General features: G+C 61.4%; 31 protein-coding genes and 1 tRNA gene. 20 read left to right on the top strand and 12 right to left on the bottom strand.

Annotated features, from left to right (window positions below):
• Window positions 1-19 precede the first annotated feature (19 nt).
• The 3 genes from KYT97_RS29160 to KYT97_RS29150 all read right to left on the bottom strand — a co-directional run bounded on the left by KYT97_RS29160 (window position 20) and on the right by KYT97_RS29150 (window position 1897).
• Entirely contained in the window at window positions 20-763 is a 744-nt protein-coding gene (locus KYT97_RS29160; RefSeq protein ID WP_033234235.1) for an SAF domain-containing protein, read from the bottom strand.
• A gap of 91 nt (window positions 764-854) precedes the next feature.
• Window positions 855-1163: an FmdB family zinc ribbon protein gene (locus tag KYT97_RS29155; RefSeq protein WP_033234236.1), complete on the bottom strand. Its 309-nt coding sequence runs from the start codon at window positions 1161-1163 to the stop codon at window positions 855-857.
• Window positions 1164-1321: 158 nt separating this feature from the next.
• Window positions 1322-1897, bottom strand: a complete 576-nt coding sequence (locus tag KYT97_RS29150) for a 5-formyltetrahydrofolate cyclo-ligase (RefSeq protein WP_033234237.1) — start codon at window positions 1895-1897, stop codon at window positions 1322-1324.
• Window positions 1898-1956: 59 nt separating this feature from the next.
• Between KYT97_RS29150 and KYT97_RS29145 the strand changes: the two genes are divergently transcribed.
• The 5 genes from KYT97_RS29145 (at window position 1957) to KYT97_RS29125 (ending at window position 6091) form a co-directional block, all read left to right on the top strand.
• Window positions 1957-2868 (top strand): UTP--glucose-1-phosphate uridylyltransferase, encoded by a 912-nt coding sequence (locus tag KYT97_RS29145; protein WP_033234238.1) that lies wholly within the window; start codon window positions 1957-1959, stop codon window positions 2866-2868.
• Between the two features lie 125 nt (window positions 2869-2993).
• Entirely contained in the window at window positions 2994-4253 is a 1260-nt protein-coding gene (gene glp / locus KYT97_RS29140) for a molybdotransferase-like divisome protein Glp (RefSeq protein WP_033234239.1), read from the top strand.
• 57 nt (window positions 4254-4310) lie between these two features.
• Entirely contained in the window at window positions 4311-4946 is a 636-nt protein-coding gene (locus KYT97_RS29135; protein ID WP_033234240.1) for a GNAT family N-acetyltransferase, read from the top strand.
• A 243-nt stretch (window positions 4947-5189) separates the two neighbouring features.
• Complete coding sequence (sepX, locus tag KYT97_RS29130) at window positions 5190-5927, top strand: divisome protein SepX/GlpR (RefSeq protein ID WP_033234241.1); 738 nt, start codon at window positions 5190-5192, stop codon at window positions 5925-5927.
• A gap of 88 nt (window positions 5928-6015) precedes the next feature.
• A tRNA-Ala gene (locus KYT97_RS29125) sits at window positions 6016-6091 on the top strand.
• 335 nt (window positions 6092-6426) lie between these two features.
• Here KYT97_RS29125 and KYT97_RS29120 read toward each other — a convergent pair.
• A complete protein-coding gene (locus KYT97_RS29120) occupies window positions 6427-6729 on the bottom strand; it encodes a hypothetical protein (RefSeq protein ID WP_219111438.1) in 303 nt (100 codons plus the stop codon).
• A 27-nt stretch (window positions 6730-6756) separates the two neighbouring features.
• Between KYT97_RS29120 and KYT97_RS29115 the strand changes: the two genes are divergently transcribed.
• Genes KYT97_RS29115 through KYT97_RS29105 form a run of 3 tightly spaced genes read left to right on the top strand, consistent with a single transcriptional unit; the run spans window position 6757 to window position 9168 of the window.
• On the top strand, window positions 6757-7650 hold the full coding sequence (locus tag KYT97_RS29115) for a hypothetical protein (RefSeq protein ID WP_219111437.1): 894 nt from the start codon (window positions 6757-6759) through the stop codon (window positions 7648-7650).
• Window positions 7651-7696: 46 nt separating this feature from the next.
• A complete protein-coding gene (locus tag KYT97_RS29110) occupies window positions 7697-8158 on the top strand; it encodes an ImmA/IrrE family metallo-endopeptidase (protein WP_045069236.1) in 462 nt (153 codons plus the stop codon).
• The gene (locus tag KYT97_RS29105; RefSeq protein WP_033234243.1) at window positions 8155-9168 is read left to right on the top strand and encodes a hypothetical protein; all 1014 of its coding nucleotides are present in this window, start codon (window positions 8155-8157) and stop codon (window positions 9166-9168) included. Before KYT97_RS29110 ends, KYT97_RS29105 begins: the two co-directional genes overlap by 4 nt.
• Before the next feature lie 49 nt (window positions 9169-9217).
• Here KYT97_RS29105 and KYT97_RS29100 read toward each other — a convergent pair whose 3' ends face one another.
• A complete protein-coding gene (locus KYT97_RS29100) occupies window positions 9218-9634 on the bottom strand; it encodes a helix-turn-helix domain-containing protein (RefSeq protein ID WP_033234244.1) in 417 nt (138 codons plus the stop codon).
• Between the two features lie 501 nt (window positions 9635-10135).
• Between KYT97_RS29100 and KYT97_RS29095 the strand changes: the two genes are divergently transcribed.
• The 3 genes from KYT97_RS29095 (at window position 10136) to KYT97_RS29085 (ending at window position 11801) form a co-directional block, all read left to right on the top strand.
• A complete protein-coding gene (locus tag KYT97_RS29095; protein ID WP_165826315.1) occupies window positions 10136-10291 on the top strand; it encodes a hypothetical protein in 156 nt (51 codons plus the stop codon).
• Between the two features lie 117 nt (window positions 10292-10408).
• Complete coding sequence (locus KYT97_RS29090) at window positions 10409-11257, top strand: SDR family oxidoreductase (RefSeq protein WP_033234245.1); 849 nt, start codon at window positions 10409-10411, stop codon at window positions 11255-11257.
• 52 nt (window positions 11258-11309) lie between these two features.
• Window positions 11310-11801, top strand: a complete 492-nt coding sequence (locus KYT97_RS29085) for a DUF2505 domain-containing protein (protein ID WP_219111436.1) — start codon at window positions 11310-11312, stop codon at window positions 11799-11801.
• A 7-nt stretch (window positions 11802-11808) separates the two neighbouring features.
• Here the strand turns inward: KYT97_RS29085 and KYT97_RS29080 are convergent, their stop codons facing one another.
• The gene (locus tag KYT97_RS29080) at window positions 11809-12294 is read right to left on the bottom strand and encodes a heme-binding beta-barrel domain-containing protein (protein WP_045069243.1); all 486 of its coding nucleotides are present in this window, start codon (window positions 12292-12294) and stop codon (window positions 11809-11811) included.
• Between the two features lie 61 nt (window positions 12295-12355).
• On the opposite strand from KYT97_RS29080, the gene arcA reads away from it, so the two are divergent.
• Complete coding sequence (gene arcA, locus KYT97_RS29075; RefSeq protein ID WP_033234247.1) at window positions 12356-13573, top strand: arginine deiminase; 1218 nt, start codon at window positions 12356-12358, stop codon at window positions 13571-13573.
• A gap of 3 nt (window positions 13574-13576) precedes the next feature.
• Here arcA and arsC read toward each other — a convergent pair whose 3' ends face one another.
• Complete coding sequence (gene arsC / locus KYT97_RS29070) at window positions 13577-13930, bottom strand: arsenate reductase (glutaredoxin) (RefSeq protein WP_033234248.1); 354 nt, start codon at window positions 13928-13930, stop codon at window positions 13577-13579.
• Window positions 13931-14025: 95 nt separating this feature from the next.
• On the opposite strand from arsC, the gene KYT97_RS29065 reads away from it, so the two are divergent.
• The 4 genes from KYT97_RS29065 (at window position 14026) to KYT97_RS29050 (ending at window position 17275) form a co-directional block, all read left to right on the top strand.
• The gene (locus tag KYT97_RS29065; RefSeq protein ID WP_033234400.1) at window positions 14026-14709 is read left to right on the top strand and encodes an SDR family oxidoreductase; all 684 of its coding nucleotides are present in this window, start codon (window positions 14026-14028) and stop codon (window positions 14707-14709) included.
• The gene (locus tag KYT97_RS29060) at window positions 14709-15071 is read left to right on the top strand and encodes a GntR family transcriptional regulator (protein WP_033234249.1); all 363 of its coding nucleotides are present in this window, start codon (window positions 14709-14711) and stop codon (window positions 15069-15071) included. The genes KYT97_RS29065 and KYT97_RS29060 overlap by 1 nt, the downstream gene beginning before the upstream one ends.
• A 47-nt stretch (window positions 15072-15118) precedes the next feature.
• A complete protein-coding gene (locus tag KYT97_RS29055) occupies window positions 15119-15550 on the top strand; it encodes a DoxX family protein (RefSeq protein ID WP_033234250.1) in 432 nt (143 codons plus the stop codon).
• A gap of 84 nt (window positions 15551-15634) precedes the next feature.
• Window positions 15635-17275: a BCCT family transporter gene (locus KYT97_RS29050; RefSeq protein ID WP_045069245.1), complete on the top strand. Its 1641-nt coding sequence runs from the start codon at window positions 15635-15637 to the stop codon at window positions 17273-17275.
• Between the two features lies 1 nt (window position 17276).
• Here the strand turns inward: KYT97_RS29050 and KYT97_RS29045 are convergent, their stop codons facing one another.
• Entirely contained in the window at window positions 17277-18836 is a 1560-nt protein-coding gene (locus KYT97_RS29045) for a dolichyl-phosphate-mannose--protein mannosyltransferase (protein ID WP_033234252.1), read from the bottom strand.
• A gap of 23 nt (window positions 18837-18859) precedes the next feature.
• Here KYT97_RS29045 and rsmI point away from each other — a divergent pair, with 23 nt between their 5' ends.
• A complete protein-coding gene (gene rsmI / locus KYT97_RS29040) occupies window positions 18860-19690 on the top strand; it encodes a 16S rRNA (cytidine(1402)-2'-O)-methyltransferase (RefSeq protein ID WP_141486342.1) in 831 nt (276 codons plus the stop codon).
• Window positions 19691-19697: 7 nt separating this feature from the next.
• Here the strand turns inward: rsmI and KYT97_RS29035 are convergent, their stop codons facing one another.
• A complete protein-coding gene (locus KYT97_RS29035; RefSeq protein ID WP_245005958.1) occupies window positions 19698-20867 on the bottom strand; it encodes a DUF2786 domain-containing protein in 1170 nt (389 codons plus the stop codon).
• A 151-nt stretch (window positions 20868-21018) separates the two neighbouring features.
• Entirely contained in the window at window positions 21019-22617 is a 1599-nt protein-coding gene (gene metG / locus KYT97_RS29030; RefSeq protein WP_219111434.1) for a methionine--tRNA ligase, read from the bottom strand.
• A 21-nt stretch (window positions 22618-22638) separates the two neighbouring features.
• Between metG and KYT97_RS29025 the strand changes: the two genes are divergently transcribed.
• The 3 genes from KYT97_RS29025 to KYT97_RS29015 all read left to right on the top strand — a co-directional run bounded on the left by KYT97_RS29025 (window position 22639) and on the right by KYT97_RS29015 (window position 24388).
• On the top strand, window positions 22639-23466 hold the full coding sequence (locus KYT97_RS29025; protein WP_033234256.1) for a TatD family hydrolase: 828 nt from the start codon (window positions 22639-22641) through the stop codon (window positions 23464-23466).
• 77 nt (window positions 23467-23543) lie between these two features.
• Window positions 23544-23966, top strand: coding sequence for a DUF6578 domain-containing protein (locus tag KYT97_RS29020; RefSeq protein WP_245005957.1), 423 nt, complete (start codon window positions 23544-23546; stop codon window positions 23964-23966).
• The gene (locus tag KYT97_RS29015; RefSeq protein ID WP_141486340.1) at window positions 23963-24388 is read left to right on the top strand and encodes a DUF6578 domain-containing protein; all 426 of its coding nucleotides are present in this window, start codon (window positions 23963-23965) and stop codon (window positions 24386-24388) included. The genes KYT97_RS29020 and KYT97_RS29015 overlap by 4 nt, the downstream gene beginning before the upstream one ends.
• Before the next feature lie 36 nt (window positions 24389-24424).
• On the opposite strand, the gene KYT97_RS29010 is transcribed toward KYT97_RS29015, so the two are convergent.
• Window positions 24425-25192 carry an amino acid ABC transporter ATP-binding protein gene (locus KYT97_RS29010; protein WP_080711718.1) on the bottom strand — a complete coding sequence of 256 codons (768 nt, stop codon included), beginning with the start codon at window positions 25190-25192 and terminating at the stop codon, window positions 24425-24427.
• Complete coding sequence (locus KYT97_RS29005) at window positions 25189-26637, bottom strand: amino acid ABC transporter substrate-binding protein/permease (RefSeq protein ID WP_051730475.1); 1449 nt, start codon at window positions 26635-26637, stop codon at window positions 25189-25191. Before KYT97_RS29005 ends, KYT97_RS29010 begins: the two co-directional genes overlap by 4 nt.
• Window positions 26638-26810 lie beyond the last annotated feature (173 nt).

Raw genomic sequence — 26810 nt, 5'->3', positions numbered from 1 at the left:
CAAGCATCAATGTGTTTGCTTACTTGAACGTCACGGTGATGGCGTTGACCAGTGATGCGGCCGCGACGCGAGTAGCCGCCTCGGTGGGCAATGCCAGCATGATCACCTGTTCTTGCTGGTTACGTGTACTTTCCGCAGCGGTGACCATGACAACAACGGCGCCCGACGCAAGAATCGTGGGTTTGTTGTCGTTTGTCTGCTCGTTCGGAGTGTCGGGCTCAACTGTGAGCACATCGACAATGTCGCCGCTACGGACAATGTCCGAAACTGCGGCATCCGCTAGCCGGACCGGGACAATTCGCGCGTCGTCGGTTCCCGTGGACTCACGGGCCAGACGCGACCCGAGAACTCGGACGTCTGTGACGATTTCTCCGCGGCGAACAGGCCCGGCGACGGTGCTGCCCACAACGTCGGCGAACTCGGTAAGCGTCCCGTCGGGAAGGTGATCGGCAGAGAACTCGCTGATTCCGAGGTCGTCGTCGGTGACAAGTTGTCCGGGAGCGACATCGCGGGCCGCGGTGACAACCCGGACGGTATCGGAGTCAGGATCGCCGCGAAACAGCAGCGCTATTCCGAGCACGGCAAGAGTGAGTGCGGCGATTTTTCGAACTGCCGAGCCTCGTGCGCGGTTGGGCTTTGCAATCGCAACCAAGCGGTCGACGACGCTGGGCGTGAGGTCGACTTCACCGAAATTCTGCGGTCTGGATCGGCCGTGACTCCGAGATCGTGCGCGGAACAGCCCGGACGGTGATGGTGGTGGCATAGACGAACGGTAGGGCCGAAAGCGTGCTTTTCGGCCCTACCGTTATCTGCCTGTGGACAACCTCGCGGTTGTGGAGAAAGTCGTGCTCGAACTAGCTGGCTGCAGCCTTTGCCGGAGCCGGAGTGCTGGTCGACGAAGAGGACGACTCGGACTTGGTCGACGACTCGGACTTTGCGGCCGGAGCGGAATCGCTCTTGGCGGGTTCGCTGGCCGTGCTGGAGCCACCTCGGCTGTCGGTGCGGTAGAAACCGCTGCCCTTGAACACGATGCCCACCGAGTTGAACAGCTTGCGGAGCTTGCCGGAGCAGGCTGGGCAGACCGTCAGCGAATCTTCGCTGAACGACTGGACGATGTCGAAACGGTTGTCACATTCCGTACATGCGTATGAGTAGGTAGGCACCGGGCTTCCTCCGCATTGTGATCTAAGTGCTTCATCAGGGCTGGCGAGTGCTGTCGAGCCAGTTCTGACACCGCAGCCCTTAGCACTCTACAAGTGACAGTGCCAACAGCGCTAATTACGTGTCTATTCCCACTGCGCGAGAAATGGTGGCGGCCGCCTCATCGGTCCAGTCGGGTCCAACCCGCAGTCGGGGTCAGCGCCCAGCCCATCGGAATGTCGTGCGGATCTGCGGGGAGCTGTTCGACGAGCTCCGAGTCGCGAACTACCGCGACGAGCCTGGCAGTCGGCGACGCCAATCCCAGCGTGCGGTCGTAGTACCCGGCGCCGCGTCCCAGCCGAGTGCCTCGGCGATCCACGGCGAGGGCCGGGACGAAGACAGTGTGGGCGAGCGCGATCGTTTCCGGTGGTAGTACCGGTCCGACGGGTTCCCGTAGCCCGTACGCAGCGGGGCGAAGTGCGTCGACACCTGTGTACTCGACCCAGGACAGCGGGCCGGGTGCGCCGGTGATCGGCAGGAGAACGCGATCTGCGACGGCTGCCAGCGCGTCCAGCAGGTCAGTGGTTCCAGGTTCGGTCCTGGTCGGAACGTAGGCGCAGACAGTCGTCCCCGGGATTGTCAGATCAAGCGAGTGTGCCGTGAGTGCCGACGATTCGGTGCTCCGAGTTTGCTCCGATATCGCACGCCGCCCGGCCAGCACTGTTTGTCGCCATTGCTCTTTTTCTCGAGGTTCCACCACTTCACGATATGCATCGTGCTGACCATCGGGTAACAAGCTGCCGTTAGGGTGTTGGCATGACAGACGTGGTCGCTAGCAACAAGAAGGCCTTTCGTACGGCCGTGGTTCCTGCTGCCGGATTGGGTACCCGCTTCCTGCCGGCCACCAAGACCGTTCCCAAGGAATTGCTGCCGGTCGTCGACACACCGGGTATCGAACTGGTTGCCGGGGAGGCCGCCGATTCCGGCGCTGAGCGCCTGGTCATCGTGACCTCGCCCGGCAAAGACGGGGTTGTCGCGCATTTTGTCGAGGATCTTGTCCTCGAAAGCAAGCTGGAAGCGAGTGGAAAGCTCGCTCTACTGGCCAAGGTGCGTAAGGCACCCGGACTCCTCGAAGTCGACTCCGTGATCCAGGATCAGCCACTCGGTTTGGGGCACGCGGTCGGTTGCGCCGAGGCTGTCCTCGACGACGACGAGGATGCGATCGCGGTTCTTCTGCCCGACGATCTCGTGTTGCCTAGAGGTGTGCTCGAAACCATGGCCAAGGTACGCGCCAAGCGCGGCGGTTCGGTTTTGTGCGCCATCGAAGTTCCCAAGGACAAAGTCAGCGCATACGGCGTCTTCGACGTCGAAATCGTGCCGGACGCCACCAACCCCGACGTGCTCAAGGTCATCGGGATGGTCGAGAAGCCGGCTATGGAGGATGCGCCGTCCACGTTTGCTGCCGCTGGTCGATACCTGCTCGATCGCGCCATTTTCGACGCACTGCGACGCATCAAGCCCGGAACCGGTGGTGAATTACAGCTGACCGACGCCATCGCGCTTCTCATCTCCGAAGGCCACCCCGTGCATGTCGTCGTTCATCGCGGTACTCGACACGACCTCGGAAATCCCGGCGGTTACCTCCGCGCTGCGGTTGACTTCGCACTGGACATGGATGACTACGGCCCGTCATTACGAGAGTGGTTGGTTGCTCGTCTCGAACGATAGGGATAGTTCGGACATCTCCGCACAGCAGTTGACGCAGGATCGAGATGACCGGCCAATCGTGTGGCAAGGCATCATGGGCTGCGGGTAACACGAGTTTCGCGACAAAGTAGGAGGACGCAGTCCATATGCGGTCGGTTGAGGAGCAGCAGACCAGGGTCACAGCCGCTGCAGTTGCGCCCCGGCCGGTTCGTGTCGCCATTTCGGAGGCACAGGGGTTGCTCTGTGCCGAGGAAGTGGTCACCGAGCGGCCGCTGCCAGGGTTCGATCAGGCTGCCATCGACGGATACGCAGTCCGTAGCGTCGATGTTGCGGGTGCCGGCACGGATCTGCGTGGCGAGGACGGCGAGCCGATCGACTTGAGCCTGCCTGTCGTCGGTGAGGTCACGGCCGGTTCGCGTCAGCCGATCCGGCTACAGCCACGGCAAGCTGTGCGCGTCGACACAGGCGCGCCGCTGCCCACGTTGGCCGATGCGGTTCTCCCGCTGGAGCAGACCGACGGTGGCCGCGCCCGCGTGCGAGTCTTTGCGCCGGTGCGCTCAGGAGACTACGTACGACGCGCGGGTGACGACGTGCAACCGGGCGATGTCGCTGTTCGGGCGGGAACCATCATCGGCGCTGCCCAGGTCGGACTTCTCGCGGCAGTGGGCCGTGACAAAGTTCTGGTGCATCCGCGTCCGCGGCTATCGGTCATCAGCGTCGGGGGCGAGCTGGTCGACATCGACCGAACTCCGGGACCCGGCCAGGTTTACGACGTGAATTCGTATGCCCTGGCTGCGGCTGCTCGTGACGCCGGAGCCGACGTCAACCGGGTTGGCATTTCCGGATCGGATGCTCGCCGGTTGCGAGAGGTTGTCGAGGGGCAATTGATCCGATCCGAGATCGTGGTCATCGCGGGAGCTGTCGGCGGTGGAGCGTCCGACGAGGTCCGCGATGCGCTGTCCGAACTGGGAACGCTCGAGGTCGAGCGGGTCGCGATGCATCCGGGATCAGTTCAAGGGTTCGGTCAGCTCGGGCGTGACGAGGTACCGACCTTCCTGCTCCCGTCGAATCCGGTCAGTGCGCTCGTGGTGTTCGAGGTCATGGTCAGGCCGCTCATCCGGATCGCGCTCGGTCGTCGCCAGCCGATGCGTCGCATCGTGAAGGCCCGAACGGTGGGAACGATTACGTCGATCGCGGACCGTAAAGGATTCCTTCGTGGGCAGTTGATGCGCGACGAGGCAACGGGGGAGTACCTGGTCCAGGCTCTCGGTGGCGCCGCGGGCGCGTCGTCCCACCTGTTGGCGACGTTGGCCGAAGCAAATTGCCTGGTACTCGTCGACCGGGATGTCACCGAAGTGCAGATCGGTGAAGAAGTCGACGTCGCATTTCTCGCCCAACGTGGCTGAGTCACGGCTGGCTCACTTCCGGTGCGCCGCTTCGACTTTCCAACCGAATGAGGTGTGATGTCAGTCCATCCCGGATGGCCCGAGAAGCTGGGCCCGATTCGTGTGGCTGCCGGTGTGGTCACCGTCCGGCCGATTCGGTTGCGCGACGCGTCCGCGTGGAGCAGATTGCGCATTCGGGATAGAGAGCATCTCGAGCCGTGGGAACCGACCGGTGAATCGCCGTGGGATGCCCGGCATCACATCACCGTGTGGCCGTCGTTGTGCGGAAGTCTTCGATCCGAGGCGCGCAAAGGCCGGATACTTCCGTGGGTGATCGAGCTGGACGGCAATTACTGCGGGCAGATCACCATCGGCAACATCGTTCGCGGCGCGTTGCGTTCCGCTTGGGTGGGTTATTGGGTTGCGTCGGATGTCACGGGTGGTGGTGTGGCGACAGCTGCGGTGGCGCTCACGTTGGACCATGCCTTCTCGCAGGTGGGATTGCATCGTGTCGAGGCAACTGTTCGTCCGGAGAATTCGTCCTCGCGCGCCGTGCTCCACAACGTCGGCTTCCGTGAAGAGGGACTCCTACGCCGGTACCTCGACGTCGACGGGCAGTGGCGCGATCATGTGCTTGTGGGGATGACGATTGAAGAGATTCCCACCACAGTTGTGGATCGGCTTGTGCGCTCCGGTCGTGCGTCTTGGGTATGAAGTCCCTAGTTAAAAGGTAGTTACCGCCCGAATTGTCATCAAAATTGCTAGGCCGGGTCATTGCGAGTTCAACTCTTCCTCCGACAAATTCCGGCGGATCGGTCAGTTCGGTTCGGTACGCGTGTGACACATGAGTAAGGTGGGGTTCGGCGCGTCGGCAACGATGCGAGCCGGTCGGCCGTTAACCTTGATTCATCAACGGCTGGCATAGGTGCTGGTAGGTGATCGGGAGGAGGTCGCGGCATGCCTAGTTCATTCGTGTGGATCGGGCTCGTGGCCGTCTGGTTGTTCGTGCTCGTGCCCATGCTCGTGAACAAGCGCCCCCGGATCCGTCAGACCAGCGAAGCGGCTCTTGCGACTCGCGTACTTCACCGCGGCGACAGCAATCCTGTGCGACGCGGACCGGCAGCCGGACATCGAAGCGATCCGAACTGGCAACCAGAACCAGTGCGCAGCAGCTACGACGCGGAGGACCAGATGGACACTCACGCAGAAGACAGCGACTACAGCGGTGGCCGTGCCCCGGTCAGGGAGTTCGTGCCCGTCCGACGCGGCCGCGGTGGATTCGATCCCGAAGCCGATGCCGTCGCCCGAGAAGCGCGCTACACGTTTCGCCAGCGCACCCTTCTCGGACTTGCCTTCGTCTCGATCATGGCCGGTGCACTCGCGCTGATCGTCTCGCCCCTGGTGTGGTGGCTCTGTGCCTTGTCGTTTGCCGGTCTCGTCGGCTACTTGGCATATCTGCGCCGGCAAGTGCGCATCGAGCAGGAAATTCGCCGCCGTCGCACTGAACGGCTCAACCGTTCACGTCTGGGCGTCGAATCACACACAGACGAGGAATTGCGCCTGATTCCTTCTCGTCTGCGCCGACCGGGCGCAGTAGTCCTGGAAGTTGACGACGGAGACCCGGCGTTCGACCACCTCGATCACTACGAGGAAGTGCCGATGCAGTCGGAAATGCGACGCGCATCGGGTCAGTAAAACGTTCATCGTTTCGGAGGCGGGTAACTCGAGGCTCGGACTTCGGTCCTGCTAGAGTTGCCGAGCACACGCTTTCGGGCGGTGGCAAGGGGCTGTGGCGCAGTTGGTAGCGCGCTTCGTTCGCATCGAAGAGGTCAGGGGTTCGATTCCCCTCAGCTCCACCACGTAATCAGCTCCATCCAGTAATCAGTTCCACCCAGTAATCAGTTACCGATCAGGTCCTTCAGCTAGCGCTGAGGGACCTGTTTTGTTACAGACCGGTCGGTCGACAAATCGCCGCGACTCGCGAAGAATGTGCGGGTGTGTGCAGTTTCATACAGCCGCTGGGGCCCACCGAACCCGGTTTCGAACCGGTTGAGGCATGATCCTTGGTGGGCCAGTTATTTTCTGGACATGTAACGACCGTGACGTCGCGACGATAATCTCACTGTGTCGCTGCGCCTGTGCATGCAGCTAGAACGTTTTTGTCGGGAGGAATTTGATGAGCCAGCCACGACGGCTAGTCATGGCGCTTGTAGCTGTCTTGTGCCTGACGGGTGTGGGGTTCCTCGCTATTTCTGTATTTCCGACTGTCGTTTCGGCTCAACCCGGTGCAGGTGAAAACAGCGATGACAGCGCTGACACCACCGTCACCGACGCCACCGACATTCCCAGTGCTGATGCCTTGGATAAACACGGCAATAACGGCAACGGCAATAACGGCTGCGGCAATAACGGCAATGGTTGGGGCAACGGGTGCGGCAACGGGTGCGGCAACAACGGCAACGGCAATGGTTGGGGCAACGGATGCGGTGGTTGCCACCACCACTGCACGACGACGAGTCCAGTCGTGACCACGACGACCGATCCCGTTATGACGACGACCACTGATCCGGAAGTAACGACGACGGACCCGACTGAACCAGAGGTCCCGACCACGACTACTGATCCGGTCGTAACGACGACCACTGATCCGGAAGTGACGACCACGACCACTGATCCGGAAGTGACGACCACGACCACTGATCCGGAAGTGACGACCACGACCACTGATCCGGAAGTGACGACCACGACCACTGATCCGGAAGTGACGACCACGACCACTGATCCGGAAGTGACGACCACGACCACTGATCCGGAAGTGACGACGACTACCGATCCGGTCGTAACGACGACTACCGATCCGGTCGTAACGACGACTACTGATCCAGAAGTGACGACCACGACTACCGATCCGGTCGTAACGACGACAGACTCGACGGAACCCGGGGAGCCGAGCAATTCGACTGAGGTGTCGACAAGTGCTGAGGCAACTACAAGTTCAGAACAGTCCAGCGAAACTTCGGTGGCGGCGGCTCCGGCCGGACCGGAAAATCCTCAGGGCCCGTCCGCCGAAAGTGGGTCGCCGGTGTCCGGGCCGTCCGGCGGCGTAGGCGGCGCCGCCACACCGGCAGCACCTCAAATCTTGGCTGCACCGGCACCGATCGCTGCTGCGGTGCAAACGGATGGCCCGAATTCCTCGGCTTCGGCACAAAGTGACGACCCGCAAGCTTTCCCGGTGGTCTTCACCTCAGGATTGCCACCAATTCAGAATGCTGCTGCGGTGGTAGGTGGCCTCGCGGGAATGACGTTGGTTGCGGCGGGTGCAGGCGCATTGACGTTCAGGGGCGCTTCGATGCAGAAGGCTCGATTGGCAGCGGCGCGGGCTGAGTTCCTGGCACCCCGATCAGGAAGAGGTGTGTAGGACAGTGCCGACAAACAGGCGTTCGCATCGTCGAGTTCTTGCTGCGGTGGACGCGGTGTGTGATGCTGCTGCGTCGTCGGAGGCGGTGAATTTGTTGACGGTGGTGGAGGCTGTGGCGCTCGAGCGTGAGCGGCCGATCGAGATCGATCTGCAGACTCCGTTGGCGACGGGTGTGTGCGGTCAACGGCGCGCGTTCGACGATCATGACGTTATCGTTCTGGCACCGGGCTTACCCAATGTCGAGCGAACTCTTGCACATGAGTTGGGGCACATCGTGTTTCGGCATGAAGGGGCGGAGATCGCGGAGGCGACGTTGGAAGCCAGCGATGATCTGATCGCGTACATGCTCAGCCAGCGATCGCTGCGCCGCAACGAGCCGGTGCCGATGGATGACCTTGCAGAGTGGGAAGCGGAGACCTTTGCGTCGATGCTGTTGATGAGGTTGAAGACGATGAGCGGTCGTGGGACCCCGTTGTCGGTGCTGCGGTACGACGAGGCGATCGGATGATCGCTTGGGCAATTGCCTTGGTGGTGTGGATCGCAGCAGGTGCAAGGCTTGGGCGCGTGGTGGCGCGAGTTGCCACGCCGCTGCGTACGGCCATGGTTATCGCCGGATTCGGTGTTGCGTTGATGGCTACGGTGCTTGTCCCCGGGGTGTGGGACATCGTGGACAGAATTGCGCCTGATCAGCACTTTTCAGCGATGGTTGTTGTCGTGTTGTGGGTGTTCTTGTCGGCAGCAAGCGCGGTTGGCGCGGTGTCTGCGTGGCCTGTGATGACGCGTTCTGCGATGCGCGTCGTGGCAATCGTGTTGTATACGGTCGGCTTGCTTGTGTCGATTTCCGTGGGCGTCGGTTATCCGATGCCGGCTTTGCTCTTTGTGGTTGTCGCGCTGGCGTTGGTTATCTCGACCGGACTGCGGCACGTTGCGTGGGCGCCGTTGGGCCGCGGAATCGGACTCATCGTCGTGGGTTCGATGATTCTGCTGATTGTTGTCGTGGTCATGCTGGTCGAGTCGGTGCGTGGGGCGAACGCACTCGAGTCGGGGATCTGGTCCGGCGCCGGCGTGCAATTCGTATCGGTGGCGGGGTTGCTGATCGCGCTGGGCATCACGTGGATGTTGACCGAGACATGGGTTCGAGCGCGCTTGGACCTGAAGCGTTTAGGGGGCATACACGGTCTGCTGGTGAAGCGATTCCCGGAGGTTGTGGATGTCGACAGTGCGGCAACTACAACAGTGCTCAAGGCGTCGGACATGATCGCGCAGATCATGGACGCCATGTACATCCAGGCAGGTGCCGGGTTGTTCGACGTCGGTGGAAGGGAGCCGCCGAGGTCGCTCGCCACGCATTCCGAGATATTGACGGAGTGGATTGTGAATCCACTGGAATCAGATGTTCTCGATACCCGTTGGATTGCGCCTCCTGACGGTATGTCCGCCAGGAGATGGGTCTTGGTTCTGGCTAGGGACTACGAAAAGTTCGAAGCCCAGCCGAATACGACAAAAGCAGGCCGATAGGTGTCGATCGACCTGCTCAGTGTCGTCTAGGGACAGCCCTAGCCTCGCGTCAACGTGACGCGTCTGGTGGGACTTCGGGTAGTCCTTCGCTTGCACGGAGCTTTTCGGCCATAGTCGTGAGAAGGTTCTGCGACTCTTCCGACAGATCGAACGCTCGGCTCGACAATCGACGCAGACCGTAACCCTGGAGCTGTGCGAGCAGTTCGAGGTCGTGATCGATCTTCGCGGCGTAGATGTCGTTGAAGAAGTAGTCGGGCTTCACCTTGAAGAAGCGCGCAAAAGCAGCGACAGTCTCGTCCGACGGGTTGGTGCGTTGTCCCGAGCGGAGCTGTGAGATGTACGGCTTGGAGATCTGGTGGCCGTCCTCGATCAACGCGGAGGCGACCTCGGCGTTGGTGTGGGGCTTGCGCCCGGGAGGATGGACACTGTCGAACAGTTTGTTCAGTCGTTCTGCAAAGTCAGCCATTGTGAACCGCCCCGTAATCCTCTCTATCAGCGATTGTTCGTTCAGCGAATCCCACGATATCACGCGGATAACCGATTGGTAGCTCGCTGTAGTCCATTCGGTGGGCTTTGGGTGCAGGGTTGAGTTCGGTATTTATGGGAACTCGGGGGATGCTTCCGTCGAGTTCGCGGGTAATTTCGGGCCGCTCGATATCGCAATAGGACCAATTATGTGGGCAGTAGAGACCTACCGCAGTGCTGCATATTGTCACCATAACGAACCGTTTACCCGTTTTGCCTGCAGTAGCTATACGTTAACCCGGTTTTGGTGGTTCTTACTGTGTGAATAATCGCAGTTCAGGCCTCGGTCGACTCCAGTTCACCTCTGGAGTGCGTATTGTCGGGACCTTTGCCCCGATTTGCTCAAATGTGGCACGAAGTTTGTCGGATACGGGGTGTCTGTGGCTCGTCGTAACGACGTTCGCCACTAGCCATGGCCTGATAGTTGGCGCAAGATTGTGACATGAAACACATCATGAGTGACGAAGAGTTACGCCGGGCGATTCGCGCGCTCCAGGATCGTGCCCTCGATGCGCGCAAGCGTGGAGACCGCGACGCGGCAGACGAAATCGAGCGCACCATGCGTGACTACCAGGATCAGATGGCGCAACGCCTGTAGCGCAGCTGGGCCGAGAACTTCGGCTTGGAATGAAGCGGACATAACCCCTGCCGGTAGATGCTGCGTGCGTACACTTCCCTGCATGTCCACAGTGCTACCGCGGGGGAGTGTAAAGCCATGTCGATAAGGTCGCTCGATGGAAAGAAGTGCCTGATCACGGGTGCGGGTAGCGGTATCGGTCGAGCTACAGCGATTGCGGCGGGCGCTGGCGGGGCAGAGTTGTTTCTCACGGATATCAACGGTTCCGGTCTTGATGAGACCGTCGAAATGGTGTCCTCGGCCGGCGGTACCGTCAGTGTGGCGGAGGCATTCGATGTTTCCGATTACGACGCCGTTTCCAAATTCGGCGCAGAAGTGGCCGAGCAGTTCGGATCGATGGATGTCGTGATGAACATTGCAGGCATATCGGCCTGGGGAACAATCGAGAACCTCGAGCATCGTCACTGGCGATCAATGGTGGACGTCAATCTCATGGGTCCCATTCATGTCATGGAGACGTTCATTCCGCCGATGATCCGCGCCGGAAAGGGCGGTCATCTGGTCAATGTCTCGTCGGCCGCCGGCCTGCTGGCTCTGCCCTGGCATGCGGCATACAGCGCCAGCAAGTTCGGGCTACGAGGCGTTTCGGAGGTACTTCGGTTCGATCTGAAGCGTCACGGCATCGGTGTGAGCCTCGTTGTTCCGGGTGGGGTGAAGACTCCATTGGTGGGCACCGTCGACATCGCGGGCATCGATCGGGACGACCCGCGAGTCAAGTCATTGGTGCATCGCTTCGAGAAGCGTGCGGTTTCGCCGGAGAAAGTGGCGGAGTGCATTGTCTCCGGTATCGAGAAGAATCGATATCTGGTCTATACATCCAATGACATCAGGTTCGGTTATTGGTGGGCTCGTAAGTTCTCTCCGCCCTATGAATTTGTTATGCAGAAAGCGAATGACCAGTTCGCCAAGCTGTTACCGCGCTCGTAATTAGCTGCATTTCAGAACCAGTGCCAACTCGCATAGGGACCAAGGTCACCAAATGTCAAAGAGTTTTCGATTTGGTATCGAATTCAACTTTCCGGCCGAGAAGGTTCATGCGGCATTGACAGATACTCGGTATTGGATGATCAGACTTGGCGACCTGTATTCCAAGGCAGTTATCGAAGACGGAGGCGGAGCGATAGCGGTGTCGCTAACCGACGAGCTCGAATCGTCGGCACTGCCGGGGTTGGTTGCAAAGCTGGTTCCGGACCGCCTCGGTGTCGAGCGAGCCGATCGGTGGGGTCCGCTATCCGACGGCCGGGCGGTCGGATCGGTGACCGGGAGAGCGCACGGATTGCCTATTCGTATCGAGGTCGACCTGGAATTGGCCGAAGCAGGCGACGCTCGCTCCGTGCTGAACGTCGACGGCTGGGCAGAGGTGAAGATTCCGGTTCTAGGCGGCCAGATCGAAAGGCTGTTGAAGAATATGGCTCAGGATCTGTTGCGCCGCGATCACGACGCCGTCGAAGCGTTCCTACTCAATCCGTGAAAGAGCGTTAATCGTCGACGCGCTGGAGCTCGGCATGCAGATGATGAGTGAGCGGTGTCTGATCGTGTGCCATCCAGATGTCGTACGTCAGTGTGTCTTCGTGAACCCGCACTACGCGTCGCACATCGGTGACGGGCTTGGAATCCGGTGACGCCGCAAGTGTCAACAGTGTGAAGGCAAGAGTGCCCTCGGCGTCGATGCTGCCGCGGTGGATCTCCACAAAACCGGTCGGCTGGGTGATCAGCAACTCGAGCTTGTTGCCGGGGACCGGGCGCAGGTATCCAGATTCCATGTGAAGTGGGCGGCCGTCGGGCAAGCCACGTGTGCGTGAGCTGTACGTCAGGAACGGTTTGGGGGTCGGAGCGAAGACGATTTCCTCGGAGTACTCGAAATCGTCGATCGTCGGAAAGTGTCCGCTACCGGTGCCGGCCCAGCGTCCACGCAACAACTCGACCCCTCGGTGTTCGTTCTCGGGTCGCTGTGGTGCCGTCATGGTGGTTCCTCTCACTGGTGTCGGCCATCAGATTACGCACCGACGGGAATACTGTTTATCCATGAACGGTTCTGGATCCGTCTCGCTCGGTGTCGACTCCGAGGTAGGTAGGTTGCGTTCGGTCATCTTGCATCGTCCCGGCGACGAATTGAAGCGGCTCACCCCGCGAAACAACGATCAACTGCTTTTCGACGGTTTGCCGTGGGTTGATCGGGCGCAGGACGAGCACGATCAGTTCGCGTCGGTGCTGCGTGAGCACGGTGTCGAGGTTCTGTTGCTTGCGGACCTGCTCGCCGAAGCCTTGACGGTCAGTGGTGCGGCCCGGATTCAAGGAATCTCGGCTGCGGTGGACACACGGAAGATCGGGCACTCGCTGGGGCAGCATCTGTCGTCGTACCTACGCAGTGTGCCGCCGGCGGAGTTGTCGTCCATCCTCACCGCCGGTATGACTTTCGACGAACTCCCGATCGACGCGTCGTCGACGTCGCTGGTGCGGCGGATGCACCACGGCGGGGATTTTGTGATCGATCCGCTGCCCAATCTGCTGTTCACGCGTGATTCGTCGTTCTGGATCGGGCCGCGGGTGGTGATTACGTCCTTGGCGTTGTCTGCGCGGGCGCGGGAGTCGTCGATCACCGATCTGGTGTATGCGCATCATCCTCGGTTTCGGGGGGTGCGGCGGGCGTACGAATCGCATACCGCTCCGGTCGAAGGTGGTGATGTGCTGCTACTCGCTCCGGGCGTGATTGCCGTCGGTGTGGGTGAGCGGACGTCGCCGGCGGGGGCGGAAGCATTGGCGCGCAGTGTGTTCGACGACGATTTGGCGCATACGGTGTTGGTGGTGCCGATCGAGCAGCGCCGCGCGTCGATGCATCTCGATACGGTGTGCACGATGGTGGAGGCCGACGCCGTAGTCATGTATCCGGCGATTCAGAACACATTGTCGGCCTTCACTATTCGGCGTGAGGATGACGGCGTCAGCATACGAGGTGCTGACCCGTTCCTCGAGGCTGCCGCCGACGCGATGGGGATCGGGAAGCTGCGGGTCATCGACACCGGATTGGACACGGTGACTGCCGAACGTGAGCAGTGGGACGACGGAAACAACACTCTGGCAATTGAACCCGGTGTGGTGGTCGCATACGAGCGCAATGTCGAGACCAATGCGCGGCTGGAGGCGTCGGGTATCGAGGTGCTTCGGATCGCGGGGTCGGAACTGGGATCCGGCCGGGGTGGCCCCCGGTGCATGTCCTGTCCGATCGCCCGCGATCCGTTGTGATGCCTAGAGGATTTCTTCGACCTTGTCTGCCGGGCGGGCGAGGACAGTGCCCTTGTCAGTGACGACAAAGGGGCGTTCGATGAGAATCGGGTGTTCGATCATGGCGTCGAGGATCTTGGACTCGGATGCGTCGGCGAGCCCGAGTTCCTTGTACTGCGATTCACGCTTACGAACTGCCTGGCTGGGAGTGAGGCCGGCGTCGGAGAGGAGTTTTTCCAGTTCCGAACGGGTAGGCGGTGTATCGAGGTACATGACGACGGTCGGTTCGATGTCGTGTTCACGTAGCCGGGCGAGAACAGTTCGTGAGGTGTTGCACCGTTGATTGTGGAAGATCGTTGCAGAGGCCATGGTCGTCATTGTGCCTGGCGTGATCAGCTGCCCGGTCGGGAAGTGGGAACAAACGGCCCCTTCCGGTGCGCTGGACTGAAGTACCGACGTACGAGGAGTGGATGATGACGGAACATCGAAGTGTCGACGAACGGCGAGTGGCGATTGCCGGAGGTCACGGCAAGATCGCGCAGCACCTCATATTCTTGCTGGCCGGACATGGTGATCGGCCGGTTGCGCTGATCCGCAATCCGGATCACGAGGGTGCGGTCCGAACGTTGGGGGCATTTCCTGTAGTGATCGACCTGGAAACGGCTACCGTCGACGAACTCGCGAAGGTGCTGGCCGGGTGCGATGTTGCAGTTTTTGCGGCGGGAGCCGGTCCGGGGAGTGGAATTGCGCGTAAGGACACAGTCGATCGGGCGGCAGCGGTACGGCTTGCCGACGCGGCGGAAAAAGCGGGTGTTCGTCGTTTCATCCAGATCAGTGCGATGGGCGCCGGCGAACCGGTTGCGGAGGGGACCGACGAGGTTTTTGCCGCGTACCTCGAAGCCAAGACGGCCGCCGAGGACGATCTGCGTTCTCGCACGGGCTTGGAGTGGACGATCATTCGTCCGGGGCTTCTCACCGATGACGATCCGATCGGTGAGGTAACTCTGGCCGAGCCTCCGGTTGCGCGTGGATCGGTCAGTAGGGCTGATGTAGCGGCGGTGATCGAGGCGTTGATCGATGCGCCCGCGAGTGTCGGCAAGACGTTGGTTCTGACGTCCGGCTCCGATCTTGTTCGCGACGCGGTTGATGCCTTGTGATGACCGGTATCGTGATCGACCACGGTTCTTCCGTGGCGCCGTACGACCAACTACGCCAACAGATTATCGAACAGGTACAGACCGGGGGGCTGATAGCGGGGGCCAAGATTCCCACGGTTCGGGCGCTGGCAACGGACCTGGGTTTGGCGGCGAATACCGTCGCAAAAGCGTATCGGGTGCTCGGCGAGCAGGGGGTGATCGAGACCCGCGGGAAGCAGGGCACCTTCATTGCGTCGGGAAGTGATCCGGTACGAGCGCAGGCGGAGCAGGCGGCGACGGCTTTCGTGAAAGATGTGCGTGCGCTCGGATATTCGGATGACGAGATACTGACTATGGTCGAGGCCGCATTGAGAGGCGCGTGATGCAGCCTTAAGTTGACGCTTCAACTTAAAGCTGTCAGGCTTGCACCATGAATTCGTCGATCGTCCGTGACCTCGGACTCCTCATCGCTCGCATCGGCCTTGGCATCATCTTCATCGCCCACGGTTGGCAGAAGTTCTTCACGTACAAGATCGCCGGAACGCAGGCGTCATTCGAAATGATGGGCGCGCCCCTGCCCAAGGTGTCGGCGATTCTTGCAGCCACGATCGAACTCGGCGGCGGAATCCTGCTCATTGCCGGCGTGCTGACTCCGCTTGTCGGTGTGCTGCTGTTCCTCGACATGGTGGGCGCCTTCTTCATCGTCCACTCGGGCAACGGCATTTTTGTCGACGCGGGTGGCTACGAACTGGTACTTGCGCTCGGTGTCGGCTCGCTGCTGATCGCCACGATCGGAGCCGGTCGCATCAGCGTGGACGGATTGATTGGCAAAGGCAACGGTTGGTTGAAAACCGCAGCGTAAGGAGTATTTCGGGGCGGGTCCGGCAGGTGTCGGGCCCGCCTTCGCTATTGCTTTTGTTCGCGCGAGTGACCAACGTATTGTCCTATGGTGACGAAATCTGATCCTTCCGAGCAGAATTCCGGTGCCAACGAGGACCGACCGACGAATGGGTTCACACGAGTAGGTGTGCGAACCGATTACGTGGTTTTTTCCGTAACGGCAGTGGCGGTTTTGGCAATTCTCGTGTGGGGCCTCGTTGCCCCCGACAATCTGAACTCGGTGACGGGGAGCATTCTCGACTGGCTCGTCGTCAACATCGGCTGGCTCTTCGTTCTCGCGGCGTCGGCTTTTGTGCTGTTCTCCATCTACCTCGCCGTCAGTCGGTTCGGAGACATTCCACTCGGCAAGGATGGTGAGAAACCGGAGTTCCGGACCGTCAGTTGGATTGCGATGATGTTCAGCGCCGGAATGGGAATCGGCCTGATGTTCTTCGGTGTCGCCGAACCATTGGCGCACTACGTCAATCCACCACCTGGCACCGACGGCGGTATCGGAACCGCTATGGCAACCACCATGTTCCACTGGGGGCTTCATCCCTGGGCGATGTATGCCGTTGTGGGCCTTGCCATTGCGTACGGATCGTATCGGCGTGGACGCAAGCAGCTTTTCAGCTCGGCTTTCATCCCACTGCTCGGGCGTCGGGCTGAAGGTCCGATCGGCAAGATCATCGATATTCTTGCCATCTTCGCGACTCTCTTCGGCACGGCCGCATCACTGGGACTCGGCGCCCTGCAAATCGGCTCGGGTTTCCAGGTGGTCGGGTGGATGCAAGAAGTGAGTGTCTTCCTCCTCGTTTCCATTGTCGCGGTGTTGACCCTGGCCTTTGTCGCATCGGCAGTCTCGGGCGTTTCCAAGGGAATTCAGTGGTTGTCGAACATCAACATGGTGCTCGCGTTGATCTTGGCGCTCTTCGTGTTCGTACTCGGCCCGACAGTACTGATCCTCAACCTTCTGCCCACCACCATCGGCGCCTACGCGTCGGACCTCGCCCAGATGTCGGCTAGGACCGGAGCGTCGTCGAATCCCGAGACAGGAGAGTGGCTGTCGTCCTGGACCATCTTCTACTGGGCCTGGTGGGTGTCCTGGACACCGTTCGTGGGAATGTTCTTGGCGCGCATCAGTCGTGGGCGCACTATCCGTCAGTTCATCGTGGGTGTCATTGTCGTGCCGACGACGGTGAGTCTGTTGTGGTTCTCGATCTTCGGCGGTGCCGGGATCGGTGAGGAGCGAGACGGAATCGATCTCGCGAGCCGGGGTTCCGAGGAAGCTCAGTTGTTCGGGATGCTCGACAATCTCCCGCTCGCGGGCGTCACGACCGTCCTGGTCATGCTGCTCGTAGCGGTGTTCTTCGTCTCGGGCGCAGACGCCGCGTCGATGGTGATGGGCACTCTCTCGCAGCGGGGAACTCTCGAGCCGAGTCGGTGGGTCGTGGTGTTCTGGGGTGTGTTGACCGGTGGCGCCGCGGCGCTATTGCTGTGGACCGGCGGTTCCGAAGCGCTCGAGGGCTTGCAGACGATGACGATCATCGCGGCCGCGCCATTTGTCGTCGTGATGATCGGCCTGTGCTTCTCGCTCTACCGAGATCTGTCACACGACCCGATCATCGTCGCTGCCCGAGAACAGAAACGAGCGCTTCTCCAAACCCGACGGGTCCGACGAGGCACTCGCGCTCGGCGCGATACCTGAGCTATTTCCAGCTCGGCAACCACAGATGGTTCTGCCACGATTCCGGAGTGATCGGCATCGCGGTCAAGATGGGCCACAGGTAGACGAAGTTCGCGACAACCAGCCCGATGTACAGGCTGACCGCGAGCAATCCCGTGGTGCGTCGCTCGACGGAATCCGTTGCCTTGCCAAGTACGTCACCGAGTGTCAGCGCAAATCCCATGACCATGAACGGTGCGAGCGCAACGCCGTAGAAGAAGTACATCTGACGGTCCATCGTGGCGAACCAGGGGAGGTAGGCGGCGGCGTATCCGGTGAGAACAACGGCATAGCGCCAGTCACGCCGAACGAACGTCTTCCAGATCGCCCACGCCAACATGGGCAGCGCCAGCCACCACATCGCCGGCGTGCCGATCAGCATGATCGCCTTGACGCAGGTGGCCGCCCCACAGCCCGTCACCTGCTCGCCGTCGGCGTAGTAGTAGAGCATCGGACGAAGACCCATGGGCCACGTCCAGGGTTTCGATTCCCACGGGTGGTGGTTGCCCGCGGAGTTCGTCAGGCTCGAGTGGAAGGTGAGCACGTTGCCGCTGTAGTACCAGAGGGAACGCAGCGCCGACGGTATGAAACTCCACGTTCCGCCCTCGCCGATCTCGTTGCCGACGGCATGGCGATCGACGCCCGTCTCGCTCGCAAACCAGGCCCAGTAGCTGGCCAGGTAGACGCCGATCGGGATGACGACCAACGCGTACAGAGCGGGGCCGATGTCGCGGATCGCGGTGCCGAACCATGGCCGCTGCACACGGTAGGCGCGGCGTGCGGACAGGTCGAACGCGACGCTGAGGAGTCCGAAGAACAAGATGAAGTACATCCCGGACCATTTGGTGCCGCAGGCCAATCCGAGCAGGATGCCGGCGCCGAATCGCCACCACCGGAATCCGAGCCGTGGACCCCATTCGGAATCGCCGATCCGACCCTCGGCGTAAGCGGTGGCCATCCGTTGCCGAACCTGGTCACGGTCGACGATCAGGCAGCCAAGCGCGGCGAGAACAAAGAATGCGAGAAAAATGTCGAGCATGCCCAGGCGGGACGAGACGAACGTGACTCCGTCGACGATCAGCAGAATGCCGGCAATCGCGCCGATGAGCGTCGAACGTGTCATCCGTCGAACGATCCGAATGATCAGCAGCACCATCAAGGTTCCGACCAGTGCCGACGAGAACCGCCAACCCCAGCCGTTGTAACCGAAGATCGCTTCACCGATTGCGATCATCTGCTTGCCGATCGGCGGGTGCACCACCAATCCGTAACCGGGGTTGTCTTCGATCCCGCCGCCTGTGAGCACCTGCCAGCCTTGCGGCGCATAGTGCTTCTCGTCGAATACGGGAGTGCCGGCGTCCGTGGGATAGGCGAGCATCGTGAACCGGGTGATTGCGGCGATCGTGGTGATCACGGCGGTGACGATCCAGCCACGCAACCGGTCCGTGGGGCCGAAGTCCGGGGCGGGTACGAGCGGCGCTGGACTACGCACTACCCGATCGCCACTGGCGGGCGTTGGCCGCTCGTCCGTCTGCACAGTCACTCGGCAATCGTAGGCTGTCAGGTATGACTGGTCGCTTGGTACTCGCCGCAACACCCATGGGAGACGTCGGTGACGCGTCTCCGCGTCTGCGCGACGCTCTCGCAACCGCCGACGTCGTGGCGGCCGAGGACACCCGACGCACCAAGTCGCTGGCCTCGGCACTTGATGTCACGATCACCGGAAAGGTGGTCAGTTTCTACGATCAGGTGGAGATTGCGCGACTTCCCGCGCTGGTCGCCGACGTTGCCGACGGCAAAACCGTCCTCCTGGTGACCGACGCCGGTATGCCGTCGGTCAGTGATCCCGGATACCGCCTTGTTGCTGCATGTGTGGCTGAGAACTTGAAGGTCACCTGCCTGCCTGGCCCGTCCGCAGTGACTACTGCCCTCGCGCTGTCAGGGCTGCCCGTCGAGCGCTTCTGCTTCGACGGTTTCCCGCCGCGCAAGGGTGGACAACGCAAGACCTGGTTCGCGGGACTGCTCACCGAGCAGCGCGCGTGTGTGTTCTTCGAGGCGCCGCATCGCCTGGCCGATTGCCTGGCCGACGCCGTCGAGGTGCTCGGCCCGGACCGGCGCGCTGCCGTTTGCCGCGAGTTGACCAAGACCTACGAAGAGGTGAAGCGCGGAACTCTCGGCGAACTCGCCGCGTGGGCTGCCGAAGGTGTGCGCGGCGAAATCACAGTAGTGCTCGAAGGTGCTGTTCTGGTGGCCTCCGATCCGGCCGATCTGGTCGAGGAAGTGGAACGCCTGGTCGAGGGCGGAGCACGTCTGAAAGACGCGTGCGCCCTCGTCGCCACCCCCGGTGTGTCGAAGCGCGAACTGTACGAAACGGTGCTGGCTGCTCGTAAGGACTAGCGCTGGGCTAACGGCGCACTGCCGGTGCTCCCGGCCGGAGGTTGGCGTCGTCGGCAGCCGCTTGGCCGGCGTGCCACCCTTCGGCGTCGACGGACCGTCCGCGAGCTTTGCGGGTTCGCGGGAACAACCGATCGAATTCGGTGTCGACGGCAGCCGACGTGGTAGCGAGAATCGGCAGGAGATCGGCCACATCCATCGACGCGGCGTCGGCGGCTTCTGCGGTGGCTTTGGTGCCGGCGTCGCGGAGACGTTGACCGATTCGATTGGCAAACCCGGTGAGGAAGCCCTTGCGGAACGACGTGGTTCTGGAGCCGCCGCGATTGCTGGTGTCGGCGAATTGCATTGCGCGGGTTGCCTGCACGAGTAGCGACGTGAAGAGCATGTCGACCTGTTGGAGATCGACGGGCGTGCCGATGACGGTCGCGATGGACACCTCGCTGAACCACACGGCGCGCACGCGGTTGGAATCACCGATTGCAGTGAGGAGATGGACTTTCTCTTTCACGTAGGGGTTGTCGAGGTAGATGCGACGCCCGTTGACGGCGGTATCGGTGATGCCGGTGCGATTGTGCAGAAGTGCCGCATCGATGGCGTACCGCGTCATCAACTCCTGCGCCTTCTCGGTGAATGATTCGGCTTCTTCGGCGAAGTTGGTGGCCTCGGCTTTGGCGAGTAATCCACGAATTCGCTTGAGTACCTTGGCGTCAACTTCAGCGCCAGTGCCCGCGTAACTCGTGTCGGTGCGCTGCGGCGGCCAGGTAGACGGCGGCGCGAGCAACAGATTCCACGGCGCGAGTCGCGTCCAGTGCAGCGCTACCTCGGCAATTTGGGAGACGAGGAAATAGGGATCTTCGAACAGGAGTCCGGCCGCGAGGGATCGAAAAACGTCCTCGTCCAGAGTGATTCGTGACGCGATGCGATCGGCATTGGGGAACTGCTCCCGAATAGACGCAAGTTGCCCAACCCATTCGAGGGGTGCGCGGTCGGCGGCCCTGGTTCGGGCGGCGTCGAGTAGGACGGCGGTGGCAACAAGATCGGCGTTCGAGGGATCTTTGCTGCGACGGGCAAGGTGAACAAGATCGGCAGGTTGCCACCCTCGTTCGTAGACGCCGGCAAGTTCGGTGATCAAGGCCTCGGCAGCTGCGACAGATTGAGGACTGACTTCGTGAGAGGACACGCGGGTTCCGTTCCATGGCAGCGTCTGCGAGGAGGCAGCGGCTCGAAAGTATGTTCTATCGGGTGTCATGGACGCAGTGTGCACGTGGGGTCCGACACAACTGGCTCAGGCCAGATGCGGCGGACCCCACGAAAGGCGTCACACGGCTACGTCACTCGTCGACGAAACGAGGGAAAACGGGTGCCGGAGCAGGCAGTTTACGGTTCGCGTCGATGCGTACCGCGATGTCGGTGAATTGACGGCTCTCTTCGCTCTGCCCAAGCAGATCGAGGATCCGCGACGCCGCGTCGGGCATGACCGGCTGAACGAGAATGCCGACGATACGGACCACTTCGATCGTCACGTAGAGGACGGTTGCCATACGTGCCGGATCGGTCTTGCGCAGGACCCACGGTTCTTGCTTGGAGAAGTACCGGTTGGTCTCGCCGAGCACGCCCCAGATGGCTTCCAGCGCGAGGTGTAGAGCCTGCACGTCGAACTCGCTGCGGCACTTGGTGAGCAAGGCGTCCGCCGACGCCAGCATCGCCAGGTCGTCCTCGGTGAACTCACCGGGGGTGGGTACCTGGGCGTCGCAGTTCTTCGCGACCATCGTCAGCGAACGTTGCGCGAGATTGCCGAGTTCGTTCGAGAGATCAGCATTCATGCGAGTCACGATCGCTTCGTGGCTGTAGCTGCCGTCCTGGCCGTACGAGATCTCACGGAGCAGGAAGAAGCGGACTGCGTCGAGGCCGTACTGATCGACCATGGCGATGGGGTCGACGACGTTGCCGACCGACTTCGACATCTTCTCGCCCTTGTTGTACAAGAAGCCGTGAACGAAGACCCGCTCCGGCAGCTCGATGCCCGCGGACATGAGGAACGCCGGCCAGTAGACGGTGTGGAACCGCGTGATGTCCTTGCCGATGATGTGCAGGCTTGCGGGCCAGAACTTCTTGAACTCCTCCGAGTCGGCGTTCGGGTATCCGACGCCCGTCAGGTAGTTGGTGAGGGCGTCTACCCAGACGTACATGACGTGGTCCGGATCGCCCGGAACCTTGACGCCCCAGTCGAACGTGGTGCGCGAGATCGAGATGTCCTTGAGGCCGCTCTTGACGAAGCTGACGATCTCGTTTCGGCGTGTCGTGGGGGCGATGAACTCGGGGTGCTCTTCGTACAGCGCGACTAACCGCTCCTCGTACGCCGAGAGACGGAACGTGTAGTTGGACTCCTCGGTCCACTCCACGGGGGTGCCGGTCTCGGTGGACTGGCGGGTGCCGTCCTCCAGAAGCGTGGTCTCGGCTTCGGTGTAGAAGGCCTCGTCCCGAACCGAGTACCAACCCGAGTACGTGTCGAGGTAGATGTCGCCGGATGCGGCCATCTTCTCCCAGATCGCCTTGCTGGCGACCTGGTGATCAGCGTCCGTGGTGCGGATGAACCGGTCGTACGAGATGTTCAGGACCTTGTCGAGGTTCTGGAACACGTCGGAGTTCCGAGCCGCGAGTTCCCGAACGTCGATACCCTCTTTGATCGCTGTCTGCTGCATCTTCAGACCATGCTCGTCGGTACCGGTCATGAAGAACACTTCATGTCCGTCCAAACGCTTGAAGCGGGCGAGCGCGTCCGAGGAGATGTACTCGTACGCGTGGCCGATGTGCGGAGCGCCATTGGGATACGCGATCGCTGTCGTGATGTAGAACGGCGATCGTTCCGCGCCTTCCGGGGCAGCGGAGTCCGGGCGCGGGGTCTGGGAGGGTGAGGCAGGCACAGTCATGGTGGGCTTACTCTATCGGGCGTGAGCAAAGACCGTCCCGCCCCCGATGCCCCTGAGCCCTTGTCGCCTCTGATCGACGCCCATACGCACCTCGACGCGTGTGGCGCGCATGACGCTGCGAGCGTGGCCGAAATAGTCGACCGAGCCGAGGCCGTCGGCGTCGGGCGGGTCGTGACGGTGGCCGACGACCTCGACGCCGCCCGCTTTGCCGTCGACGCTGCGAACTGGGATTCGAGGGTTTACGCCGCCGTCGCAATCCACCCGACCAGGGCGAACGTTCTCGACGCCGATACTCGCGCCGAGATCGAGCGGTTGGCGTCGGATCCGCGGGTCGTCGCCGTGGGGGAGACGGGCCTCGACCTTTACTGGCCCGGCAAGCTCGATGGGTGCGCCACCATCGAGGAACAGGTCGACGGTTTCCGGTGGCACATCGATCTGGCGAAGCGGTTGGGCAAGACGCTGATGATTCACAACCGCGAAGCCGACCAGGACTTGCTGCGGGTGCTGAACGAGGAAGGCGCGCCGGAGACAGTGGTGTTCCACTGCTTCTCCTCGGATTCGGAGATGGCGCGGGCATGCATCGACGCCGGGTACGTGCTCAGTTTTTCGGGAACCGTGAGTTTCAAGAATGCGAAGGCTCTCCGCGAGGCTGCGCTATTGGTGCCGTCGGATCAGCTGATCGTCGAAACGGATGCGCCGTTCCTGACGCCCCATCCGTTCCGTGGCGCCCCCAACGAGTCGTACTGCCTCCCGTACACCGTGCGCGCATTGGCCGATATCCGCGGCGAGGATCCGGAGGCTCTGGCAGCGGCGTCGACGGCGACAGCGGAGCGGGTCTACAAGCTCTGAGCGCTATTCTGAGCTGACAGGTAACTCCGCGCCCGGGACCGTCGTGTCCCGGCCCGTCTACTGCGCGGAGTATTCAGATGAATGACTACATCTATCCCGACGACATCTATCCCTACGACGTCGTCACAGTCCGCATCGAAACGTGGGAATTCGAGTGCTGTGCGCCGCTGCCCGTTGTCGGCGAAGAATCTTCGTGGGCTTTGCGCCCGATGCGTGACTCGCTGTGGTTGGACGGGCAGTGGTTCGACGGGTCGGTCCACGGCGGTATCTATCCAGATTTAGAACGCACGGCAGGGACCGTTCTCTCGATCAGACTCGAGCGTGGCGAATTTCTCGAACAAGGGTCGGGGCATTGGGCGTTGGTGCCGGGGAGCATCGATCACGTTCGCGTCGAGAAAGTCCCGAGATATTTTTGTGGCGTGTCTTCGCTGGTTGCCGGTAGCCGTGGGTCGATGGAGACGGCCGTCGTCGTTGAGTTGGCTGTTCCTGCGAGGACGTGAGGGCGCACAGCTACACCGAGCCGACTCCGGTGGAATCCTCGGTCGAGATCCTCACCGTTCACATCGACATGGGTGAAATCGAATGTTGCGGGCCATATCCGGTTGTCGGAGACGAGTGTTCGTGGACGCTGACTCCGCGCGCCGACACCGGCAGGTTCGACGGTTGGGTTCACGGCGGGATGCCGGCGTCAGGAGTTAGGACCGCAGGCGTAGTCCTCGGGATTCTCGTGGTCACGACGACGTACGAGGAAGTCGGAAGTCCACGCGTGTGGTTGCCCGTCGCAGGCAGTGAGACCTATCGACGGGTCGCTGCGAGTCCTCGGTGGTTCCGGAGGTTCGGTGATTTCGACGTCGGTCCACAGAACCGGATCGAGACCGGTGTGGTCGTCGAGTTGGCCACCCCCTGTGCGCCTGTCCGGTAGTCGGCGCTACCGGAAAGGCGCACAGGGGCGGAGCCCCTAAAGCACCTTCCCCAGGAAATCCTGGGTGCGCTTCTGCTGCGGATTGCCGAACAGGTTTTCCGGCTTCCCTTCCTCGACGATGTAGCCGTCGGCCATGAAGATGACGCGATCGGATACCTCGCGCGCGAATCCCATTTCGTGGGTCACGACGACCATGGTCATGCCCTGCTTCGCGAGGTCGCGCAACACCTGCAGAACCTCGCCCACCATTTCGGGGTCGAGGGCGCTGGTGGCCTCGTCGAAGAGCATGATGTCCGGGCTCATGGCGAGTGCGCGGGCGATGGCAACACGCTGCTTCTGACCGCCGGACAGACTCGCGGGCTTGGCGTCGGCCTTCTCGGCGAGACCAACCTGACCTAGCAGTTTCGCCGCGATCTCACGTGCCTGTTCCTTGGTGGAACGGCCCGTCTGGATCGGAGCGAGCATCACGTTTTCGATGACGGTCATGTGGGGGAAGAGATTGAAGTGCTGGAACACCATGCCGATGTGTTGGCGCACTTTGTCGATATCGACGTTCTTGTCCGTCAGGTCGAACTGGTCGACGCGCACGGTGCCTGCGGTGATGTCCTCGAGGCGGTTGAGGCAGCGTAGGAAGGTGGACTTGCCCGATCCGGACGGCCCGATGACGCACACCACTTCGCCGTTCTTGATGTCGACGTCGAGGCCTTTGAGGACCTCGTTGTCGCCGAACGACTTTTTCAGTCCCTTGACTTCGATCTTGATTTCGGTGTCTGGCTTGCTCATGTTGACGGCTGTTTCGGTCACTTGTTGATCCTCTTTTCGAGGCGGTTCGAGAACTTGGTGAGCGCCATGATGATGATGAAGTACATGGCGCCGATGATCAGCCACATGTTGAAGGACTGGAAGTTGCGCGCGATGATGATGCGCCCGGTCTGAGTGAGCTCGGCCAGTCCGATGACCGACAGGATCGACGTGTCCTTGAGGGTGATGACGAACTGGTTGATGTACGACGGGATCATCGTGCGAATTGCCTGCGGCATGATGACTTTCCGCATTGTCTTCATGTAGCTGATGCCGAGGCTGCGTGATGCCTCCATCTGGCCCTTGTCGACGGCCAGGATTCCGCCGCGCACGATCTCGGCCATGTAGGCGCCGGCGTTGAGCGAGAGCGTGATGACACCGGCGGTGAATGCCGACATCTGGAAGTGCAGAGCGGCCGGGATGCCGAAGTAGATGAAGAACGCTTGCACCAGAAGCGGCGTGCCACGGAAGATATCGACGTAGGCGGTACCGATTCCGCGGACGACGATGTTTGTCGATACGCGGCAGAGTCCGAAGATCGCACCCAGGACAAGAGCGATCGCGATCGAGACGACCGACAGAACGATGGTCAGCCACAGACCTTTGAGCAGTTGTGGGTAGGTGCTCTTGATCAGCCCGATGATGGAGTTGTCGGACGACGTGGCGTCCTGGCCGAGGAACTGCGAGAGGATCTCGTCGTACTCGCCGCTGTCCTGCAGGTTCGCAAGTCCGGCGTTGAACATCTCGAGCAGTTCGGCGTTCTGGCCCTTGTTGACGGCAAAGCCGTAGCTTGCGCCGGCTTCCTTCTCGGTCACGGTTTTGAGTCCGTTGCCCTGGGTGATGCCGTAGGCCAGCACGGGGTAGTCGTCGAACACGGCGACGGAGTTACCCGTGCGGACCTCGTCGTACATGCTGGCGGAGTCAGCGAAGTAGACAGTCGTGAATCCGTATTGATCCTTGATGGATTCGGCGAACGTGGCGCCTTCGGTGCCGTTCTTGACGGCGACGCGTTTGCCCTTCAGGTCCTCGTAGGACTTGACGTCGTTGTTCGATTCGAGCACTGCCATCTGCACGCCCGACTCGAAGTACGGGTCGGAGAAGTCGAAGACCTGCTTGCGGGCGTCGGTGATCGACATGCCGGCGATGACGCCGTCTGCCTGGCCGGCCTGGACTGCTTGCAGAGCTGCGTCGAATCCCAATTGCTTGATCTCGACGTTGAATCCCTGATCCTCGGCGATGGCCCGGATCAGTTCCATGTCGATGCCGGTGAGATTGCCGTTTTCGTCCTCGAATTCGAACGGGGCGAACGTGACGTCGGTGGCGATGATGTACGTCCGGCCCGGCTGCGCCGACGCGATGCCTGGAGCGAACAGCGCTGCGATGAGCGCCAGAAGGATGGCCAGGATCGGCCACCTCGGGTTACGGGGTTTGTCGACTTTTCTTCGCACTCTCGCCCAGCTTTCGTATGTCACGCCCGGGATCGCCGGACTGCTTATGACCAGACGAGAACATACTGCGCGCCGCGCTGAATCGGTACACCGTTAACTGAGGTAAAAAGTTACCGACCTGCGACACGCCGTGTTTATTCCGTGACAAAAGTCGCAATTCGTGACCGTTTGGT

Source organism: Rhodococcus globerulus (assembly GCF_019334125.1).
Taxonomy (GTDB): domain Bacteria; phylum Actinomycetota; class Actinomycetes; order Mycobacteriales; family Mycobacteriaceae; genus Rhodococcus_F; species Rhodococcus_F globerula.
Note: the sequence above shows the minus strand (reverse complement) of the source record. Positions and strands in the feature narration are given on the sequence as shown.

Coding starts and splice junctions, on each gene's coding strand:
- KYT97_RS29160 (WP_033234235.1), bottom strand. CDS start 763: ATGCCACCACCATCACCGTCCGGGCTGTTCCGCGCACGATCTCGGAGT.
- KYT97_RS29145 (WP_033234238.1), top strand. CDS start 1,957: ATGACAGACGTGGTCGCTAGCAACAAGAAGGCCTTTCGTACGGCCGTG.
- glp (WP_033234239.1), top strand. CDS start 2,994: ATGCGGTCGGTTGAGGAGCAGCAGACCAGGGTCACAGCCGCTGCAGTT.
- KYT97_RS29135 (WP_033234240.1), top strand. CDS start 4,311: ATGTCAGTCCATCCCGGATGGCCCGAGAAGCTGGGCCCGATTCGTGTG.
- sepX (WP_033234241.1), top strand. CDS start 5,190: ATGCCTAGTTCATTCGTGTGGATCGGGCTCGTGGCCGTCTGGTTGTTC.
- KYT97_RS29105 (WP_033234243.1), top strand. CDS start 8,155: ATGATCGCTTGGGCAATTGCCTTGGTGGTGTGGATCGCAGCAGGTGCA.
- KYT97_RS29100 (WP_033234244.1), bottom strand. CDS start 9,634: ATGGCTGACTTTGCAGAACGACTGAACAAACTGTTCGACAGTGTCCAT.
- KYT97_RS29095 (WP_165826315.1), top strand. CDS start 10,136: ATGAAACACATCATGAGTGACGAAGAGTTACGCCGGGCGATTCGCGCG.
- KYT97_RS29090 (WP_033234245.1), top strand. CDS start 10,409: ATGTCGATAAGGTCGCTCGATGGAAAGAAGTGCCTGATCACGGGTGCG.
- KYT97_RS29085 (WP_219111436.1), top strand. CDS start 11,310: ATGTCAAAGAGTTTTCGATTTGGTATCGAATTCAACTTTCCGGCCGAG.
- KYT97_RS29080 (WP_045069243.1), bottom strand. CDS start 12,294: ATGACGGCACCACAGCGACCCGAGAACGAACACCGAGGGGTCGAGTTG.
- arcA (WP_033234247.1), top strand. CDS start 12,356: ATGAACGGTTCTGGATCCGTCTCGCTCGGTGTCGACTCCGAGGTAGGT.
- arsC (WP_033234248.1), bottom strand. CDS start 13,930: ATGACGACCATGGCCTCTGCAACGATCTTCCACAATCAACGGTGCAAC.
- KYT97_RS29065 (WP_033234400.1), top strand. CDS start 14,026: ATGACGGAACATCGAAGTGTCGACGAACGGCGAGTGGCGATTGCCGGA.
- KYT97_RS29060 (WP_033234249.1), top strand. CDS start 14,709: ATGACCGGTATCGTGATCGACCACGGTTCTTCCGTGGCGCCGTACGAC.
- KYT97_RS29055 (WP_033234250.1), top strand. CDS start 15,119: ATGAATTCGTCGATCGTCCGTGACCTCGGACTCCTCATCGCTCGCATC.
- KYT97_RS29050 (WP_045069245.1), top strand. CDS start 15,635: ATGGTGACGAAATCTGATCCTTCCGAGCAGAATTCCGGTGCCAACGAG.
- rsmI (WP_141486342.1), top strand. CDS start 18,860: ATGACTGGTCGCTTGGTACTCGCCGCAACACCCATGGGAGACGTCGGT.
- metG (WP_219111434.1), bottom strand. CDS start 22,617: ATGACTGTGCCTGCCTCACCCTCCCAGACCCCGCGCCCGGACTCCGCT.
- KYT97_RS29020 (WP_245005957.1), top strand. CDS start 23,544: ATGAATGACTACATCTATCCCGACGACATCTATCCCTACGACGTCGTC.